Origin of the sequence: Neobacillus sp. OS1-2 (assembly GCF_030915505.1) — a bacterium.
Classification (GTDB): domain Bacteria; phylum Bacillota; class Bacilli; order Bacillales; family Cytobacillaceae; genus Neobacillus.
Genome location: NZ_CP133265.1, coordinates 42,750 through 58,988, shown reverse-complemented (window position 1 = coordinate 58,988; position 16,239 = coordinate 42,750). Strand labels below are relative to the sequence as shown.

General features: G+C 38.2%; 14 protein-coding genes. 7 read left to right on the top strand and 7 right to left on the bottom strand.

From position 1 onward, the window contains the following. Positions 1-21: 21 nt before the first annotated feature. Together RCG19_RS00270 and RCG19_RS00265 are read right to left on the bottom strand one after the other, a co-directional pair. The gene (locus RCG19_RS00270) at positions 22-1,641 is read right to left on the bottom strand and encodes an ABC-F family ATP-binding cassette domain-containing protein (RefSeq protein WP_308109229.1); all 1,620 of its coding nucleotides are present in this window, start codon (positions 1,639-1,641) and stop codon (positions 22-24) included. A gap of 387 nt (positions 1,642-2,028) precedes the next feature. Further along, the gene (locus tag RCG19_RS00265; RefSeq protein ID WP_308109228.1) at positions 2,029-2,631 is read right to left on the bottom strand and encodes an SCO family protein; all 603 of its coding nucleotides are present in this window, start codon (positions 2,629-2,631) and stop codon (positions 2,029-2,031) included. A gap of 162 nt (positions 2,632-2,793) precedes the next feature. On the opposite strand from RCG19_RS00265, the gene RCG19_RS00260 reads away from it, so the two are divergent. The 3 genes from RCG19_RS00260 to RCG19_RS00250 all read left to right on the top strand — a co-directional run bounded on the left by RCG19_RS00260 (position 2,794) and on the right by RCG19_RS00250 (position 6,193). Beyond that, the gene (locus RCG19_RS00260) at positions 2,794-3,186 is read left to right on the top strand and encodes a CidA/LrgA family protein (RefSeq protein ID WP_308109227.1); all 393 of its coding nucleotides are present in this window, start codon (positions 2,794-2,796) and stop codon (positions 3,184-3,186) included. After that, the gene (locus tag RCG19_RS00255; protein ID WP_308109226.1) at positions 3,170-3,847 is read left to right on the top strand and encodes an LrgB family protein; all 678 of its coding nucleotides are present in this window, start codon (positions 3,170-3,172) and stop codon (positions 3,845-3,847) included. Before RCG19_RS00260 ends, RCG19_RS00255 begins: the two co-directional genes overlap by 17 nt. A 420-nt stretch (positions 3,848-4,267) precedes the next feature. After that, positions 4,268-6,193: an endonuclease MutS2 gene (locus tag RCG19_RS00250; RefSeq protein ID WP_308109225.1), complete on the top strand. Its 1,926-nt coding sequence runs from the start codon at positions 4,268-4,270 to the stop codon at positions 6,191-6,193. 47 nt (positions 6,194-6,240) lie between these two features. On the opposite strand, the gene RCG19_RS00245 is transcribed toward RCG19_RS00250, so the two are convergent. Continuing rightward, positions 6,241-6,372 carry a hypothetical protein gene (locus RCG19_RS00245; protein WP_308109223.1) on the bottom strand — a complete coding sequence of 44 codons (132 nt, stop codon included), beginning with the start codon at positions 6,370-6,372 and terminating at the stop codon, positions 6,241-6,243. A 55-nt stretch (positions 6,373-6,427) separates the two neighbouring features. Here RCG19_RS00245 and RCG19_RS00240 point away from each other — a divergent pair, with 55 nt between their 5' ends. Further along, the gene (locus RCG19_RS00240) at positions 6,428-6,646 is read left to right on the top strand and encodes a cold-inducible protein YdjO-related protein (protein ID WP_207627537.1); all 219 of its coding nucleotides are present in this window, start codon (positions 6,428-6,430) and stop codon (positions 6,644-6,646) included. Positions 6,647-6,705: 59 nt separating this feature from the next. Here RCG19_RS00240 and RCG19_RS00235 read toward each other — a convergent pair whose 3' ends face one another. Then, positions 6,706-6,891: a hypothetical protein gene (locus tag RCG19_RS00235; protein ID WP_308109222.1), complete on the bottom strand. Its 186-nt coding sequence runs from the start codon at positions 6,889-6,891 to the stop codon at positions 6,706-6,708. Positions 6,892-7,019: 128 nt separating this feature from the next. Next, positions 7,020-7,154: a protein YhfH gene (yhfH, locus tag RCG19_RS00230; RefSeq protein ID WP_149870597.1), complete on the bottom strand. Its 135-nt coding sequence runs from the start codon at positions 7,152-7,154 to the stop codon at positions 7,020-7,022. A gap of 259 nt (positions 7,155-7,413) precedes the next feature. On the opposite strand from yhfH, the gene RCG19_RS00225 reads away from it, so the two are divergent. The 3 genes from RCG19_RS00225 to fdhF all read left to right on the top strand — a co-directional run bounded on the left by RCG19_RS00225 (position 7,414) and on the right by fdhF (position 13,942). Continuing rightward, a complete protein-coding gene (locus RCG19_RS00225) occupies positions 7,414-9,564 on the top strand; it encodes a PAS domain S-box protein (protein WP_308109221.1) in 2,151 nt (716 codons plus the stop codon). A 676-nt stretch (positions 9,565-10,240) separates the two neighbouring features. Next, a complete protein-coding gene (ltrA, locus tag RCG19_RS00220; RefSeq protein ID WP_308108194.1) occupies positions 10,241-11,677 on the top strand; it encodes a group II intron reverse transcriptase/maturase in 1,437 nt (478 codons plus the stop codon). A gap of 201 nt (positions 11,678-11,878) precedes the next feature. Continuing rightward, positions 11,879-13,942 carry a formate dehydrogenase subunit alpha gene (gene fdhF, locus RCG19_RS00215; protein WP_308109220.1) on the top strand — a complete coding sequence of 688 codons (2,064 nt, stop codon included), beginning with the start codon at positions 11,879-11,881 and terminating at the stop codon, positions 13,940-13,942. 58 nt (positions 13,943-14,000) lie between these two features. Here fdhF and RCG19_RS00210 read toward each other — a convergent pair whose 3' ends face one another. Both RCG19_RS00210 and RCG19_RS00205 read right to left on the bottom strand, forming a co-directional pair. Next, a complete protein-coding gene (locus tag RCG19_RS00210; protein ID WP_308109219.1) occupies positions 14,001-14,654 on the bottom strand; it encodes a potassium channel family protein in 654 nt (217 codons plus the stop codon). Between the two features lie 29 nt (positions 14,655-14,683). After that, positions 14,684-16,021 (bottom strand): TrkH family potassium uptake protein, encoded by a 1,338-nt coding sequence (locus RCG19_RS00205; RefSeq protein WP_308109218.1) that lies wholly within the window; start codon positions 16,019-16,021, stop codon positions 14,684-14,686. Positions 16,022-16,239 lie beyond the last annotated feature (218 nt).

Genomic DNA, 16,239 nt, shown 5'->3' with positions numbered 1-16,239 from the left:
CCTGAGACATCCTTAATATGATTATTTGTACATTTCCGCAACTTGCTTTTGTATTTCCTCATTCTCAAGATATTCGTCATAGCTCATTTGCTTATCTACTAAACCATTTGGCGTAAATTCAAAAACTCGATTGGCGATCGTTTGAATGAACTGATGGTCATGTGATGAAAAGAGCATCGAACCCTTGAAATTGATTAATCCATTATTTAGAGCCGTGATGGATTCTAAATCTAAATGGTTGGTTGGCTCATCCAGCAACAATACGTTTGCTCCATTTAACATCATTTTTGAGAGCATACAACGTACTTTTTCTCCACCAGAAAGGACACTTGCTTTCTTTAGCACTTCCTCACCGGAAAATAGCATTCTTCCTAAAAATCCGCGCAAGAAGCTTTCACTATCGTCCTTTGGAGAGAATTGACGAAGCCAATCTACCAGGTTAAGATCACTGTTCTCAAAATACTCGGAGTTATCCTTCGGGAAGTAAGCCTGTGAAGTAGTGATACCCCACTTAAAAGTGCCACTGTCTGCTTCCATTTCACCCATTAATATTTTAAAAAGAGTGGTTTTTGCAACTTCGTTAGTTCCTACAAGCGCAATCTTATCTCCCTTATTCATAAAGAAGCTGACATTATCAAGGATTTTGACCCCATCAATCGTTTTTGTTAAACCTTCCACACGTAATAGGTCATTACCGACTTCACGCTCTGGTGTAAACCCAACGAATGGATAGCGGCGGGATGATGGTCTAATATCATCTAGTGAGATTTTATCTAATAACTTTTTACGAGATGTTGCCTGCTTAGATTTAGATGCGTTTGCGCTAAAGCGGGCAATAAAGGCTTGCAGCTCTTTAATTTTTTCTTCTTTCTTTTTATTCTGATCTGATGCCATTCTTGATGCCAACTGACTAGATTCATACCAAAAGTCATAGTTTCCAACATAAATTTGAATCTTACTGAAATCCAAATCAGCGATATGCGTACACACTTTATTTAGAAAGTGACGGTCGTGGGATACGACAATAACGGTATTTTCAAAGTTTATTAAGAAATCCTCTAGCCATTGGATGGCTTTAATGTCCAAGTGGTTAGTCGGCTCATCGAGAAGTAAAACATCAGGTCTACCGAATAATGCTTGTGCAAGTAATACCTTCACTTTTTCGGAACCTGTTAATTCGGCCATTTTTTTGTCATGTAGCTCTTCGCCAATTCCTAGACCTTTTAAGAGAATAGCTGCTTCGGGCTCAGCTTCCCAACCGTTTAATTCAGCAAATTCACCTTCGAGTTCTGCGGCTTTCATGCCGTCTTCATCTGTAAAGTTTTCTTTCATGTAAATAGCATCTTTTTCCTGCATGACCTCATACAATCTTGAGTGACCCATGATAACGGTTTTTAAGACTTCAAATTCCTCATATTCAAAATGGTTCTGTTTTAGTACAGCCATCCGTTCATTTGGACCAAGTTGAACTGTTCCGGTTTGGGCTTCAAGTTCTCCGGACAAGATTTTTAAAAAGGTTGATTTTCCGGCACCATTCGCACCGATTAGCCCGTAGCAATTACCCGGTGTGAATTTAATATTTACGTCTTCAAATAACTTTCGGTCACCATATCTTAAACTTACATTACTTACAGTAATCATGATCAAAACATCCTCCAAAAAACATATTGCTTTAAATTATACCATTAAAATAGGAGAAGAGCGAATTTTTTCAAGTAGTGTGGAAGGCTCAAGAAAATTTTTCTAAAAATATTTTCCCATATTCACACTTTATTCATATATTTGTTGTAGAATTGACCTAAGATGTTTTAAAGAGGGTGAAAAGTATGGCAAAAAAACAGCTTACTGAACTCGTAAACAAGTTAAAAAAAGCTGGTATAAAAGCGAGTCTAACCAAACCAAAGTCCAATTACCTTTTATCAATGCAGCAACTGAAAAAATATCCTTCATCCGTGAACTAATGAGAAAAATAGGTGATAAAAAGCGATTAATCCAAGAGGGCTAACCGCTTTTTTTATGCTTCAGCATTTACTTTATATTATCAATAATCTTATCGTACACCGCTTTTTCTTTAAATTCTTCCCCCATTGGAAACTTTGCAATAAATTTGTTGTTTTCATCTACCAAATAGGTGAAGGTTGAGTGGATAAATTGCCCGTTCCCTGGATCCTTGTATTGAAATTGCAGGGCATCCGTCACTTTCCTTACTTCCTTTTGTGCCTTTTTCATGTTTTGCTTTTCCCCGGTTAAGAATACCCAATTTTTATCATCTTTTATGCCAAACCCTTCTTTATATCCTTGTAAGGTTTCAGGGGTGTCGCGATAGGGATCAATGGTGATGGTGACAAATTCGATAGTCTTACCATAAACCCCTTTTTCAACTAAATCGTTTTTTAATTTAACCATTTTTTGGGTGGTGGTAGGACAAACATCAGGACAATGAGTATAGATAAATTCAATTAGCTTTAATTTTGTCTTATCTTTGCCAAATTGATAGGGATCCCCATTTTGGTTAATCAATGAGACATCTGCCGGAATTGCCGCATTTGCATCCCGAATAAGAAAAAAAGAGATTCCTCCTGCAATGCCCAGGAATACAGCAAGACTGCAAATTAGATAGATTTTTTTCATCACAAACCCTCCTACAATTAAGATAAAGAAGTTTTCCGCAAAAAGAAATGGATATTTTGTGAACAAAAGTGGATGCGCCAAGATGATTATTCATTTATACTGGATTATTATTAGTGATTTTTGAAAAATCAGATTTTTTGAGGAAGATAGGTGTTAGGGAAGATGAAAAGGGTTTGGAAATTTACGATGCAATTGGTTATTTTGGTCGTAATCTATCAGCTTGGGAATTGGGTAGTCCGGTTCTTCCATTTGCCGATTCCCGGAAATGTTATTGGCATTGTTTTTTTATTCGTTTTACTTTGGCTTGGTGTCATTAAGTTAGAACAAATTGAATGGGTATCCGCTTGGCTGTTAAAACATCTAGGTTTCTTTTTTATACCGATTTCAGTTGGACTCATGACACTAGGAGATATTTTTGCTGCGAAAGGTTTGTTGCTTTTGGTTATTCTAATTTTTAGCGCTTTTATCGGTTTGTTATCTGCCGGGAAAGTAACCCAAACCGTTATTGTGAAAAATGAGAAGGAAAAAGTCACCTATCATGATCACGCTCTATAGTATTCTCCTAACCGTTTCTGCGTATTTATTTACTCGTTTCTTAGGAAAAAAATATTCTTCGCCATTAACTAGTCCCGTATTTTTAAGTACATTGATCATTATTTTTTTATTAGTGGTTTCAAATATTTCTTTTGATGAATATAGGCCGGCAAAAATGATCATGACCTATTTACTGGGCCCGGCAACCGTTGCTCTCGCGGTTCCCATCTATAAAAATCGTAACATGTTCAAAAAATACTTCTGGGCAGCTTTGGTAGGGTTGTCAATTGGAATTGTTACCACCATTACATCTGCCATAATATTAGCCAAGTGGATGAACCTTTCTGAGATGTTCATCCGTGCCTTCACGGTTAAATCAGTTACGGTACCGGTTGCTACGGAAATAGGAAAAATCATTCATGGAAATATCTCACTAATTGCTGCATATGTCATCATTACGGGAATGATCGGCGCAATGTTTGGGGCCAAACTTTTGAGCGTGTGTAAGATCAATCATCCATTTGCAAGGGGGCTTTCGATTGGAACGATTGCACATGGTATCGGTACTGCCGAGGCGGTTAAAGAAGGGGAGGTCCAAGGTGCTGTAGCAGGTGCAGCGATGGGAATTGCAGCTGTGTTAACCTCGTTTATCATTCCGATTATTATTGGTTTTATTGTATAAAATAGTTTGATGGCCAGTTGACAAATGTTTCTAATTGCCATATTCTAAATATGAATCTAAATTTATTATATGTGTCTAGCTTCAGCGCCTAGGGGCGCTTACGCTTTTCTACTAAGGGAGTATGTTTTATGTTAGGTGTCGTTCTTAACTAATCCAAACAATTGGATCGTTTCATTCTTGGCATCCCCCATTTCATTTTAACGGAATGCAGGGTTTATTTAGCTATGGAATGAAAGTTAAGAACAATGTGGCACGCATAAGCATACATCTTTCTCCAATGTAGCTGTGTACACTCGTGTAGACAGTTTTTATTTTGGATAAATATTTGTATGAGAATGAGTGGAAATCCCTGCTCATCATTTTTAGCCGCAATGACATTGTTCATTGCGGCTATTTTTATATTATTTAGGAGGCTAAAAAATGAATCAACATACTATTAAAACATTGGACTTTAATAAAATTTCTGAAATAATGGCTACTTTTGCATTAACAAAAGAAGGGAAAGAGAAAATCAGCTCGATTACCCCATCAACGAATATGAAGCAGATTGAAGCATGGCTTGAAGAGGTGTCTGAAGCAGTTGGGATTTTGAAAAAGAGTGCCAGCGTCCCTGTTCATGGGTTAGACGGGATGGAACACCTGCTAAATAACATGAATAAAGGAGTAGCGCTTAGGGCTGATCAATTGGCAAAACTATCGGATTTCTTGGATTGCTGCGGAAAAATGCGAAGATATATGAAGGATAAGGAATTTTATGCACCACGTGTGTCTTCGTATGTCAAGGGCATTGATGAATTACCCGAACTTGCAAATGAAATCATTCGTTGTATCCGCAATGGTCGTGTCGATGATTATGCAAGCAAGGAATTAATAAAAATAAGGAAACAAATCGCGATTCAAGAGGAACGGCTAAAAGAAAAAACACTGCAGTTGACGAAATCGAATAAGTATAAATCCTATTTACAGGAGCAGGTTGTAAGTCAAAGAAATGGAAGATATGTCATTCCGATTAAAAAGGAATATCGAAACAAAATAAAAGGAACAGTGTTAGATACTTCTGCCTCAGGTTCAACTCTTTTTATCGAGCCCGAAGAAATTTCAGTATATCAGGACCAACTATCATGGCTGTTTGCAGACGAGGAGGTCGAGGTGCAAAAGGTGCTTACCTATTTAACAGGGCTTGTCGAAGAAAAGGAACAACATATTCGGTTTGCGATTGAAACCATGGTTCATTATGATTTCTTATTTGCCAAAGCCAAGTATAGTAGGTCAATTAGTGGCAATAGGGTAAAGATCAATGAATCCGGTGAATTCGATTTAATGGAAGCGAGGCATCCCCTTCTTGGTGAAAAAGCAGTACCTTTGTCTGTAAAGCTGGAAAAGGAACAGCGTGCCTTAGTGATAACAGGACCAAATACCGGCGGAAAAACAGTCACCATCAAAACCATTGGCCTCTTAACCCTTATGGTACAATGCGGATTGCATATCCCAGCATCAGCAGAAAGTAGCCTTGGCATTTTTGAACGAATTTTAGTGGATATAGGCGATGGACAAAGTATTACCGAAAATTTAAGTACCTTTAGCTCTCGAATTGTTAATATCATTGAAATTTTAAAAGAAACGAATGATCGAACATTAGCATTATTAGACGAACTTGGATCAGGGACAGATCCTGGAGAAGGAATGGGGCTTGCAACAGCTATCTTAGAAACACTTTATGAAAAAGGAGCAACCATTCTGGCAACAACACATTATAGCGAGATTAAGGAGTTTGCGGAAGCACATCCGGGCTTTATTAATGGGTCAATGGAATTTGATATAACCACACTGAGCCCGACCTACCGCTTACACATTGGCAGAGGGGGAGAAAGCCAAGCATTTGCGATAGCCTTAAAGCTCGGTGTCCATCCTAAAATCATCGAAAGAGCACACCGAATTACTTACAAGGAAGAGAAGCAATATACACGCGATAGCACCGATGGTTGGAAACTAAGGGAACAAGAGAAACAGGTAATAATTAATAAATATCAACATCGAAATAAAACGACAAAAGTAGAAATGAAAGTTACACTTTTTCACCAAGGTGACAACGTGAAAATATCGCCGGCAAATGAGTTTGGAATTATTTATTCAGGGCCCGATCAGCATGGAAATTATATGGTCCAAATAAAAGGAGAAAAGGTCGTAATTAATCATAAAAGGATTACACTCTATATAGCCGCTTGCGAGCTGTATCCTGATGATTATGATTTCGATATTATTTTTCAATCAAAAGAAAATAGAAAAAAGAGTAAACTTCTTTCAAAAAGACACGATGAAACGATTACGATTGATTACAATCAATAAGCTTAATTACAGTAAAAACGGAGCCTCTTGGGCTCCGTTTTTACTGTTTATTTTGTAGAAAGTTTTTTTGCAAGCAATTTTTTTACTTCATTATAGCTTAATCCAGATTGGCTGTTTAGCCGCTTTACTTCTTCGATATCTGTACCGGCTTTAGTATATCGGTTGTGATTCAATGCCATTGTTTTCTCAACCCCCCTAAGTTAAAAAAATATGTGGAAATGAAAATGCCTTTTTTTGTACATACTAGAAATAAAGGAGGCGGTTCCCATTTTTTACGGCAGAAGAGCAAAAGATGAAGAAATTGAAACCATACTCGTTGAAACAGAAGTCTATTCTTGTATGGATAATTCCTGTATAGGCTGGATGAGAAAGGATTTCGTTGCAGATGACTTAATGTGCCCGATGTGTGGCAATGAAATGATGCAGGAAGTACGAGAGCTTCCTAAAATTTAAAAAGAATCCTGTTATCAAAGACTGTCATCATAATGGGACAGTCTTTTTATTTTTTGTTTTTAAAGATTTTCGTTTTGCTGGTGAATCTCATCCCCGGCAATAATGCTGTTTGCTTCTTCGAGAAGCTTATGCTCATCAACAGAATCCCCGGCAATATTCCTTTTATTTGGATAAATCGACCCATTCTCTATCGTCACTTGTGGTTCCTTAGCCGCCGGTGTTAAATAATCATTCTTTTTAGCCATGCAACTTCATCTCCTTAGATATAAGGATTTGCTTAGTGAAAAAGGTTTATACTTGGCGATTTATCTCCAAAACGGAAATATATTGAAAGCAGAAGAAAAGCTCTCCGCAATCCGGAGAGCCTTCATCGTTATTCTTCTCTTTTCGATAAGCAGCGATCACATTCCATTAAGTAACTTTCGGCTTGTTCCTCCATATGCTGACCACATTCTGGACATTCCTTTTTTGGTAGGTTACGGAAAAATTCTACTGGACTCATTAACATTTTATAACTCCTCCTTTAGTAATACAGTTTATTTTATTCCATCTTGTTATAGTACAGTATAAACAAAAAAAACAAAAATGTGTAGACTTTTTTAAAAAAAAACTGAAGTTTTTTAAAAAATAAGTCTTTTATCACGAAACCTCTATGAATGTTCTTATTAAAAATAAATGATTGCGCTTAGCAAATAGTTCTTCCATACACGTAAACTTTACATTACAATCATAGTAGAATCATTGTGTACCAGGAGGGATGCTGGTTAATGAATGCACTACTAGGAACGTTTCACCCGTACTTTATTGTTATTGCTATTGGTTTAACCATTATGGCGTCATATACATCATTAGATATGTTTACTTTAATAAGGTCTTCCAACCAAAATAAACGACTTCTGTTCCTTGGCGGTTCATTATCCATGGGAATTGGAATTTGGGTCATGAATTTTATGGCACTCATTTCTGCAGATACAAATCGGCTTGCCAGCTATCATATTCCACTGACGATTCTATCAATTTTTATCGGTATTGCGTTTACCGGTATGGCGTTTTTGGCCCTTTTTGGAAAAACGATTAGATTGCCGCATTTACTTATTGGCAGTTCATTTTTAACCTTAGCCGTCATAGCGATTCAAGTAATCGGTTTATATGCTATGGACGTAAGCATTAAGTATAACGTATTGCTGCTGCTTTTTTCGGGATTTGTCATTTTTGGCTCATTTTTATTTTCTTTATGGATCCTTTTTTCGTCAAGTTATTCACAAGGTCATCAGTCTTGGTTAAAACCGGTCAGTGCGCTGATTATATCTGGGGCTATTACTGAAGGCCATTTCCTATTAAAACGGGCAGCAACTACCACAAGTGAGGTGGTACAGAGCTCAAACACAGATAGCCCCTTCTTTATCTTTTTGGTGTTATTTGTTTCAGTCTTAATCACTGGCGGCCTCATTATTTCGAGTATGTTGATTAGTAAACAATTAGCTGCAACCGATACCAATCTAAAGGATATAAAGGCTGCACTGGATGCATCGACTATTGTAGCAATTACTGACCGGTATGGGAACATTTCCTTTGTAAATGATAAATTTGAGGAGATATCCAAGTATCAAAAAGAAGAGATTATTGGCAAAAACCACAGGATATTAAACTCAGGGTATCATCCAAAGGAATTCTTTCAACAGTTATGGAAAACGATCCAGGCTGGTCAGATTTGGCGCGGGGAAATCCGTAATAAAGCGAAGGACGGTTCCTTTTATTGGGTGGATACTACGATTGTCCCTTTTTTAAATAAAAAAGGTAAACCCGTCCAATATATTGCTATTCGCTCGGATATCTCTAAGCGAAAAAAAGCTGAAGAAAATCTAAGAGAAACCATCAAAGAAAATGTTGATATCAAATTTGCTCTTGATCAATCGTCGATTGTTGCATTTACGGATGCCAGAGGGAAAATTACCAGCGTAAATGAAAAATTCTGTGAAATTTCAAAATACAGCCGCGAAGAAATCATTGGTATGGACCATAGAATCCTAAATTCAGGCTATCACCCGAAGGACTTTTTCAAGAACCTTTGGAAAACAATCGGTGAGGGGAATGTTTGGAAAGGGGAAATTAGGAATAAGGCCAAAGATGGAACCTATTATTGGGTAGATACGACGATCGTTCCATTTTTAAATGATCAGGCCAAACCATACCAGTATCTTGCCATTCGAAATGATATTACAGAACGGAAGAAAACTGAAGAGGTACTCCATCGCCAAGATAAGCTTGCTGCCGTGGGTCAATTGGCTGCGGGGGTCGCTCATGAAATACGCAATCCGCTTACATCGATGAAAGGGTATACCGAATTTTTACAGTTAGATGAAAAAGATCCAGAACGGATGGAGTTTTTAAATATCATTCTTGATGAAATTGACCGGGTTAATACGATTGTTGAGGATTTTATGGTGTTAGCGAAACCAAAGGCAGTTGAATTAGAGGAAAAGAATGTTGTTCCGGTGATAAGAAACGTGGTGTCACTGCTTGAATTTGAAGCAAGAAAGAAGAATGTCCGCTTATCCTTTAATTGTAATCACGAAATTATTCAAATTGAATGTGATGAGAACAGATTAAAGCAAGTTTTCCTAAACTTTATTAAAAACGGAATCGAAGCGATGCCAAATGGCGGAGACTTACTTGTGAAAACGGCGATACAGGATAACAATGTGCAGATTTCAATTCAGGACTCAGGTGTCGGGATCCCGAAAGATAAATTGCAGAAGCTAGGTGAACCGTTTTACACTACGAAGCGTAATGGAAATGGTCTGGGATTAATGGTTAGTTTTAAAATTATTGAAAGTCATAATGGGAAAGTATTTGTTGAAAGTGAGCCAAATAAAGGAACAACCTTCAATATATTATTACCCACAAAGATTGCTTAAAACGAGGGATTTTCCCTCGTTTTTATTTGTGCGACAGGCAGTCGTACCTTGTGCAGTAGAACTGCACTGAATGAGTTGTTAAAGGTTGGAGTACGTTATTGCGATAAACACGGCTCCCGAATCCTAGAAGACTCGTTTTCCCGAAGGTGAAAATCCTTCCACTAGAGTGCTGATACAACTAGTGAAGACTAATCTAGGGCATCACCGTGAGGTGATGTCTGAAGGAGATGCGGACAATCGAGAGACCCGCAGTCGGATAAGCAGACCCAAATGCAATAAGTGTGAAGCACGGCGGCAGGGTAAGTTGGCGACTATGCGAATATAATGGGAAGCCCACTATAACATTAGTGGTCTCTATACCAATGAATCAGCCGGATAGAGGCAATTTATCAAGTGATGGTGCTGGGTATGTTTAGAAGGAAGGTGCGATGACCCCGTGAGGTCTCCATTCCAACCCAAAGGGACATCTACCTATAAGGGTAATCCGAAATGCTAGATGTGAATGGAGAAGTCAGACGTTCTCATAGTACGGAAGTAGTGTATGGACTAAACCATGCATGAACGGAAGGGGAACGACCTTGTGGCTCCACATCTGTAAAGATGTGTAATGTTAACAGAAAACGATACCTCGGTATAAACGAACTGAATGTACACAATGAAGGGTGCGGAATATGTAATGAATCATACGTTAAAATTCAAATGGCATAGTATTTATGGACAAATACTTTTCGACAGAAGGCTAAAAGCTGCTTGGGAAAAGGTAGAAGCCAACAACGGGTCAGGTGGTATTGATGGCGAAACAATTGACAGCTATAGATATCACTTAGATGAAAATCTGGACTCGCTTCTACAGAGACTGAGAAATAAAGAGTATAAGCCGTCACCAGTAAGAAGACATTATATTCCTAAGAAAAATGGCAAAAAGCGACCCTTAGGCATTCCGAATATTGAAGATAGAATTGTCCAACAGGCAATAGTAAATGTACTTCAGCCGAAATTCGAAAGGGATATCTTTCACAAATGGTCATGTGGATACAGACCAAATGTTGGTGCAGAACGTGTCCTGCAAATAATCATGGCGAATATCGAACAAGGATATAATTACATCTTCGATGCAGATATTAAAGGCTTTTTCGATAATATCCCACATAAGAAGCTGATGAGAGTATTAAATAAATACATCGCAGATGGTACAGTGTTAGATATGATTTGGTTGTGGCTAAAAGCTGGTTATATGGAAGAAGGTAAATTTCACTCAACAGATACCGGCACTCCGCAAGGAGGGGTTATTTCTCCGTTACTAGCGAACGTATATTTAAATGAACTTGATTGGATCTGGGCTGAAAACAATATTCGTTTTGTAAGATTCGCCGATGACTTTTTGTTATTCGCAAAAACCAAAGAAGACATAAAGAGAGCGGCAGATATTACGAAAAGGAAATTAGCCGAACTTGGGTTGGAACTTGCAACGGAGAAAACAAAATTTGTAAACTTCGATGATGATGACTTTGACTTTATGGGATTCACTTTCGAACACTGGAGAAAACGCAAGAAGGATGGTAAGCCATACTATATAGCTAAACCGAAAGAATCAACTTGGAATGATTTTCGCCAGAAAATCAAAGTCAAGACGAAGAAAACACTCACTCTGAGTAAGGAAAAGTGGATTGAGTATGTTAACCCAGTGATTCGAGGAAAAGTAAACTATTTTCTCAATATTTATAAAGCAATTAAGGCAAATGAAGAACACGGATTTAACAGTTCATGCTTCTTTAAAGCATTTGGGAAAGAACTACTTGCGATAGATGGCTATATTCGACAAAGGTTAAGAGTAGCCATGATTCACAAACACCCTAGCCAAAGAAAAGGTCATGCGATGAAAACAAAATGGAATAATGAGTTCTTTGCTATTATTGGACTTATCCCTTCATACTGGTATTACTACCACAAGATATATGGCTTTTCTCTAGAAAGTTACATTCTTCGAATGAAAGAAAAGCAAAAGAAAGAACAGGAAAGACGAATCCTAAAGGCAAAAGAAAAGGGTCAAGAGTATTATACTCCTGACCGTGTCCGCAAAATGAAATATGCTCAAAGATTGGCAACGTATTGACCATTTGTAACACATTGGTAAGCCGTATGCCTTAATAGGGCACGTACGGTTTGATAAGGGGGAAGCCTCGAAAGAGGTTTCCCTACTTTATTTTTTGAAAAAAAGACATAATTTTTTGAACAAAAGGAGCCTTTAAACGCAATAAATAGATTAATATTATTATATAGATAGTAAATAAGGTTATTTTAGGGAGGGAAAATAGTGGGTGAAGTAAGTTTGATAAAAACAATCTGTGGATACTGTGGTACTGGCTGCGGCTTAATCGTAGAAGTGAAAGACAACAAAATTATAAAAATCCGCGGCGATAAAGAAGCAACAGTGAACAAAGGGCAGACATGTGTAAAAGGTGCATTTGCCTATGAGTATGTCCATGCTAATAATAGATTAACATCACCGCTTATTCGTAAAGCCGGTCAGCTGGTCGAAACGACTTGGAAAGAAGCCTATGAATTTATTGCTGAAAAATTATCGGGGATTAAAACGAAATGGGGTTCTAATGCGATTAGCATGTTTGCTTGCGCACGAAGTACGAATGAATCCAATTTTATTACCCAAAAATTTATGAGGACGGTTATCCACAGTAATAATATTGATGGCTGTAACCGAACGTGACATGCACCTAGCGTTGCCGGTCTGGCAACTGTTTTTGGAAGCGGTTTCCCTACAAATACTCTTGAAGATTTTGATAAGGCCGAAGTATTGCTGTTAATGGGTTCAAATACGACTGAATCCCATCCGATTATTGCGAACCGTATGAAAAAGGCAGTAAAATCAGGACTCAAAATAATTGTCATTGATCCTAGAAAAATAGATATGGTGAAGGTGGCCCATCGCCATTTACAGATTAATGTCGGTTCAGATATTGCCTTAATTAATGCTTTTATCCATGTTATTCTGAAGGAGAATTTATACGATCCTGCCTTTATCGAGCAGTTTACGATTGATTTTGATCGGTTAGAAAAACAAGTAGAATTGTATTCACCAGAATATGCAGCCTCGATTACTGGTGTAAGTGCCGAAGATATTGTTGCTACAGCGCGAGAGTACGCCACATCTAGCGGCTCGATGATTGCATATACACTTGGGATTACAGAGCATCATTGCGGAGTAAACAATGTGTTTGATATTGCCAATCTTGCCTTATTAACCGGGAATATTGGAAAGGAAGGGACAGGAATCATGCCACTCAGAGGTCAAAATAATGTCCAAGGAGCAGGCGATATGGGTTGTCTTCCTAACCAATTAACAGGAGCGATGAGCTTAGCGAATGAGGAATTCCGTGCCCGTTATGAAAAGGAATGGAGAGTAGAACTCAATCCGCAAGCGGGTGATACCCAAACCCGTACCTTCGATCGGTTGGAAATGGGCGAGCTTAAGGCTCTCTATATAATTGGAGAAAACCCGCTCCTTGCAGACGTAAATATGAATCATACAAAAAAGCTTTTCGACATGCTTGATTTGTTAATCGTCCAGGATATTTTTATGACTGAAACCGCAAAAATGGCTGATGTTGTCCTGCCTGCCCGTTCATGGGGAGAGGTCGATGGTACGTATACGAATACGGACCGAAGAATTCAACTTGTCCGTAAGGCTGTTGATGCCCATCCAAATACGAAAGAAGATTGGGTCATTCTGAGTGAGCTATCTACATTAATGGGCTACCCGATGCACTATAATAATAGTGAAGAAATCTGGAATGAAGTGAGAAAGCTTGCCTGGGAGATGTATGGCGGTATCTCATATGAGCGGCTTGAAAAAGAATATAGCATCCATTATCCATGTCCGGATGTAAACCATCCGGGAACATTCATCATGCATGAACGTTTTCATAACCAACTTCCGATCGTGAAAAAGTCTCCATTTGTCCCAGTAGATTATACGGAGCCATTAGAATTGCCTGATGTTGAATACCCATTTACGTTAACTACGGGACGGCGCTATGAGTCCTATAATACTCATACACAGACACGCCACTATGCTTCAGGGGTTAAAGTGAAACAAACAGAAGAAACGGTTGATATCCATCCAGATGATGCATCGGCACTTGGGATAACGGATGGGGAAGTAGTACAGGTTCGTTCCCGTAGAGGGGAGCTTGAGGTGAAGGCAAAGGTTACTGAACAAGTGGTCCCAGGCCTTGTCTTTATGAGTTTCCATTGGAGTGAAACACCTACAAACGTGTTAACATTAAATGAATATGACCCTATTTCCGGGACAGCAGAATATAAAGCATGTGCGGTTGCTATTTCAAAGGTTACTAATTAGTAGTGATAAGATTCAAAACACACTTCTAGTTTTATAAAGAAGTGTGTTTTTTTCGAAACTAATGGAGATTTGCAAATTTCGCAAGGTCTCGATTTTCGCCTATGACTACCAATACATCACCATAATTTATTTTCTCATCTGGTGAAGGGGAGATATTGATGTCGTCGTTATGACGTATCGCGATGACACTAAGATTAAACCTAGCCCGTAAGTCTAGTTCTCGTAAAGTTTTTTCCCTCATCCGATCCGGAATTTTCACTTCCTCCACACTATAATTTTTTGAAATCTCAATGAAGTTCAAGACATGTGGTGATAATAGCTGATGGGCAACGCGGATTCCCATATCCCGCTCAGGAAACACAACCCAATCTGCACCAACCTTTTTTAATACTTGACCATGGAGTTTGTTGATTGCTTTTGCGATCACATTCTTTACCCCGAGTTCTTTAAGTAGTAATACAGTTAGGATGCTAGCTTGTATATCATTCCCAATTGCTACAATCACAGTATCAAAATTACGTATCCCGATCGATTTTAGTGCTTCTGCATCGGTGGAATCAGCAATAACGGAATGTGTGGCAAATGGATGTGACTCTTCAACTCGTTCCTCATTCACATCCAAGCCTAGAACCTCCTGTCCGGATTCATATAACTTATTGGCAATGCTAAGCCCAAATCTTCCTAAACCAATAACCGCGTATTGATTAGCCATAGTTCCTAAATCCTCCTTGATGAAAAAAACTAACCGATCATGATTTTTCCTTTAGGATAACGGAAAGCATCAGGGTTTCTGCGCATTGTCACTGCATAGGCAATCGTTAATGGCCCAACCCTTCCAGCAAACATGGTAAGAATAATCATCGCCTTCCCAATTGGTGACAATTCAGGTGTCAATCCCATCGAAAGCCCGACGGTTGCAAATGCCGATGTGACCTCAAAGATAATGGCTAAAAAATCTTTCCCATGTTCTGATACTGTTAAAATAAGTGTTATGAGCATGACTAGAAACATGCCGCTAAAGGTCACCGTCAATGCCTTATAGATCGTTTCATATGCAATCCGCTGCCGATAAAAAATGACGTCGTCTTTCCCACGAATTTGCGACCAGACTGCACCCATCAATGTAGTAAAAGTAGTAGTCTTAATCCCGCCTCCGGTGGATCCTGGAGAAGCACCGACAAACATCAAAAGAATGATTAATAATAGTGAGGACTGCGTTAAATCTCCAATATTTAATGTATTTGCCCCTGCAGTTCTCGCGGTAACGGATTGAAATAATGCCCCTAGAATTTTCCCTGAAAAGGTTAATGGTTTTAGTGTCAATCTATTTGAATATTCCAGAAGGAAAATACCTACTGTACCTACTGCTAGTAAAATTAAACTTGTTGCCAGAACCATCTTGGTATGCAAAGATAATCGCTTTGAGCTTCGATATTCAAATAGCTCATTCATGACAATAAAGCCAATCCCTCCGATTATGATTAACGAACTAACCGTTAATGTGACTGTCGGATCGTCTACATAGCTAGTGAGACTGTGATATTCACCCATTAAATCAAAGCCTGCATTGTTAAAGTTAGAAATTGCGTGAAAAATACCAAAATAAATCGCTTTTCCTAGTGGCATATCAAAGGAAAAACGGATGGATAATAGGGTTGCACCGATCAATTCAATGACACCAGTAAAAATTAATATTCGTCTTGCTAACTTGACGATCCCTTCCATCGATATATTATTTAAAGATTCCTGAAGTAAAATTCTTTCCTTTAAGGAAATTCTTTTGCCTAATAAAAAGGCAAATAATGTGGCAAACGTCATAAACCCGAGCCCGCCAATTTGAATCATAAACAAAATAACTAATTGGCCAAATAACGTAAATGTAGTACCGGTATCCACGACCACTAGTCCAGTGACACATGTGGCGGATGTGGCTGTGAAAATGGCGTTTACTAATGTAAGGCCTTGACCATTGGTTGTTGAAACAGGGAGAGTTAATAGAATTGATCCTATTAAAATAATGGCGGCAAATCCAAGTACAAGAATCTTGGGGGGATCAAGAAAGGTCTTTTTCTGATGCATCTTTTTTCTCCCTATTCTATTTTTGACTTTTAACAAAAAAATCCACTGTATAGTTACAATGCCAACATGTTAGAATACTTATTACAGGAAAAATATACTACTGCATTTAAATTATGTAAATAAATTATTTTTATTTTTGTACCATACCTCACAGTTTTAAAATGAATTGTGTTCTATAATACATTAAGAAAAATTTCCCATGTAATGGTTTTATTCTG

Coding starts and splice junctions, on each gene's coding strand:
- RCG19_RS00270 (WP_308109229.1), bottom strand. CDS start 1,641: ATGATTACTGTAAGTAATGTAAGTTTAAGATATGGTGACCGAAAGTTA.
- RCG19_RS00265 (WP_308109228.1), bottom strand. CDS start 2,631: ATGAAAAAAATCTATCTAATTTGCAGTCTTGCTGTATTCCTGGGCATT.
- RCG19_RS00260 (WP_308109227.1), top strand. CDS start 2,794: ATGAAAAGGGTTTGGAAATTTACGATGCAATTGGTTATTTTGGTCGTA.
- RCG19_RS00255 (WP_308109226.1), top strand. CDS start 3,170: ATGATCACGCTCTATAGTATTCTCCTAACCGTTTCTGCGTATTTATTT.
- RCG19_RS00250 (WP_308109225.1), top strand. CDS start 4,268: ATGAATCAACATACTATTAAAACATTGGACTTTAATAAAATTTCTGAA.
- RCG19_RS00245 (WP_308109223.1), bottom strand. CDS start 6,372: ATGGCATTGAATCACAACCGATATACTAAAGCCGGTACAGATATCGAA.
- RCG19_RS00235 (WP_308109222.1), bottom strand. CDS start 6,891: ATGGCTAAAAAGAATGATTATTTAACACCGGCGGCTAAGGAACCACAA.
- yhfH (WP_149870597.1), bottom strand. CDS start 7,154: ATGTTAATGAGTCCAGTAGAATTTTTCCGTAACCTACCAAAAAAGGAA.
- RCG19_RS00225 (WP_308109221.1), top strand. CDS start 7,414: ATGAATGCACTACTAGGAACGTTTCACCCGTACTTTATTGTTATTGCT.
- ltrA (WP_308108194.1), top strand. CDS start 10,241: ATGAATCATACGTTAAAATTCAAATGGCATAGTATTTATGGACAAATA.
- RCG19_RS00210 (WP_308109219.1), bottom strand. CDS start 14,654: ATGGCTAATCAATACGCGGTTATTGGTTTAGGAAGATTTGGGCTTAGC.
- RCG19_RS00205 (WP_308109218.1), bottom strand. CDS start 16,021: ATGCATCAGAAAAAGACCTTTCTTGATCCCCCCAAGATTCTTGTACTT.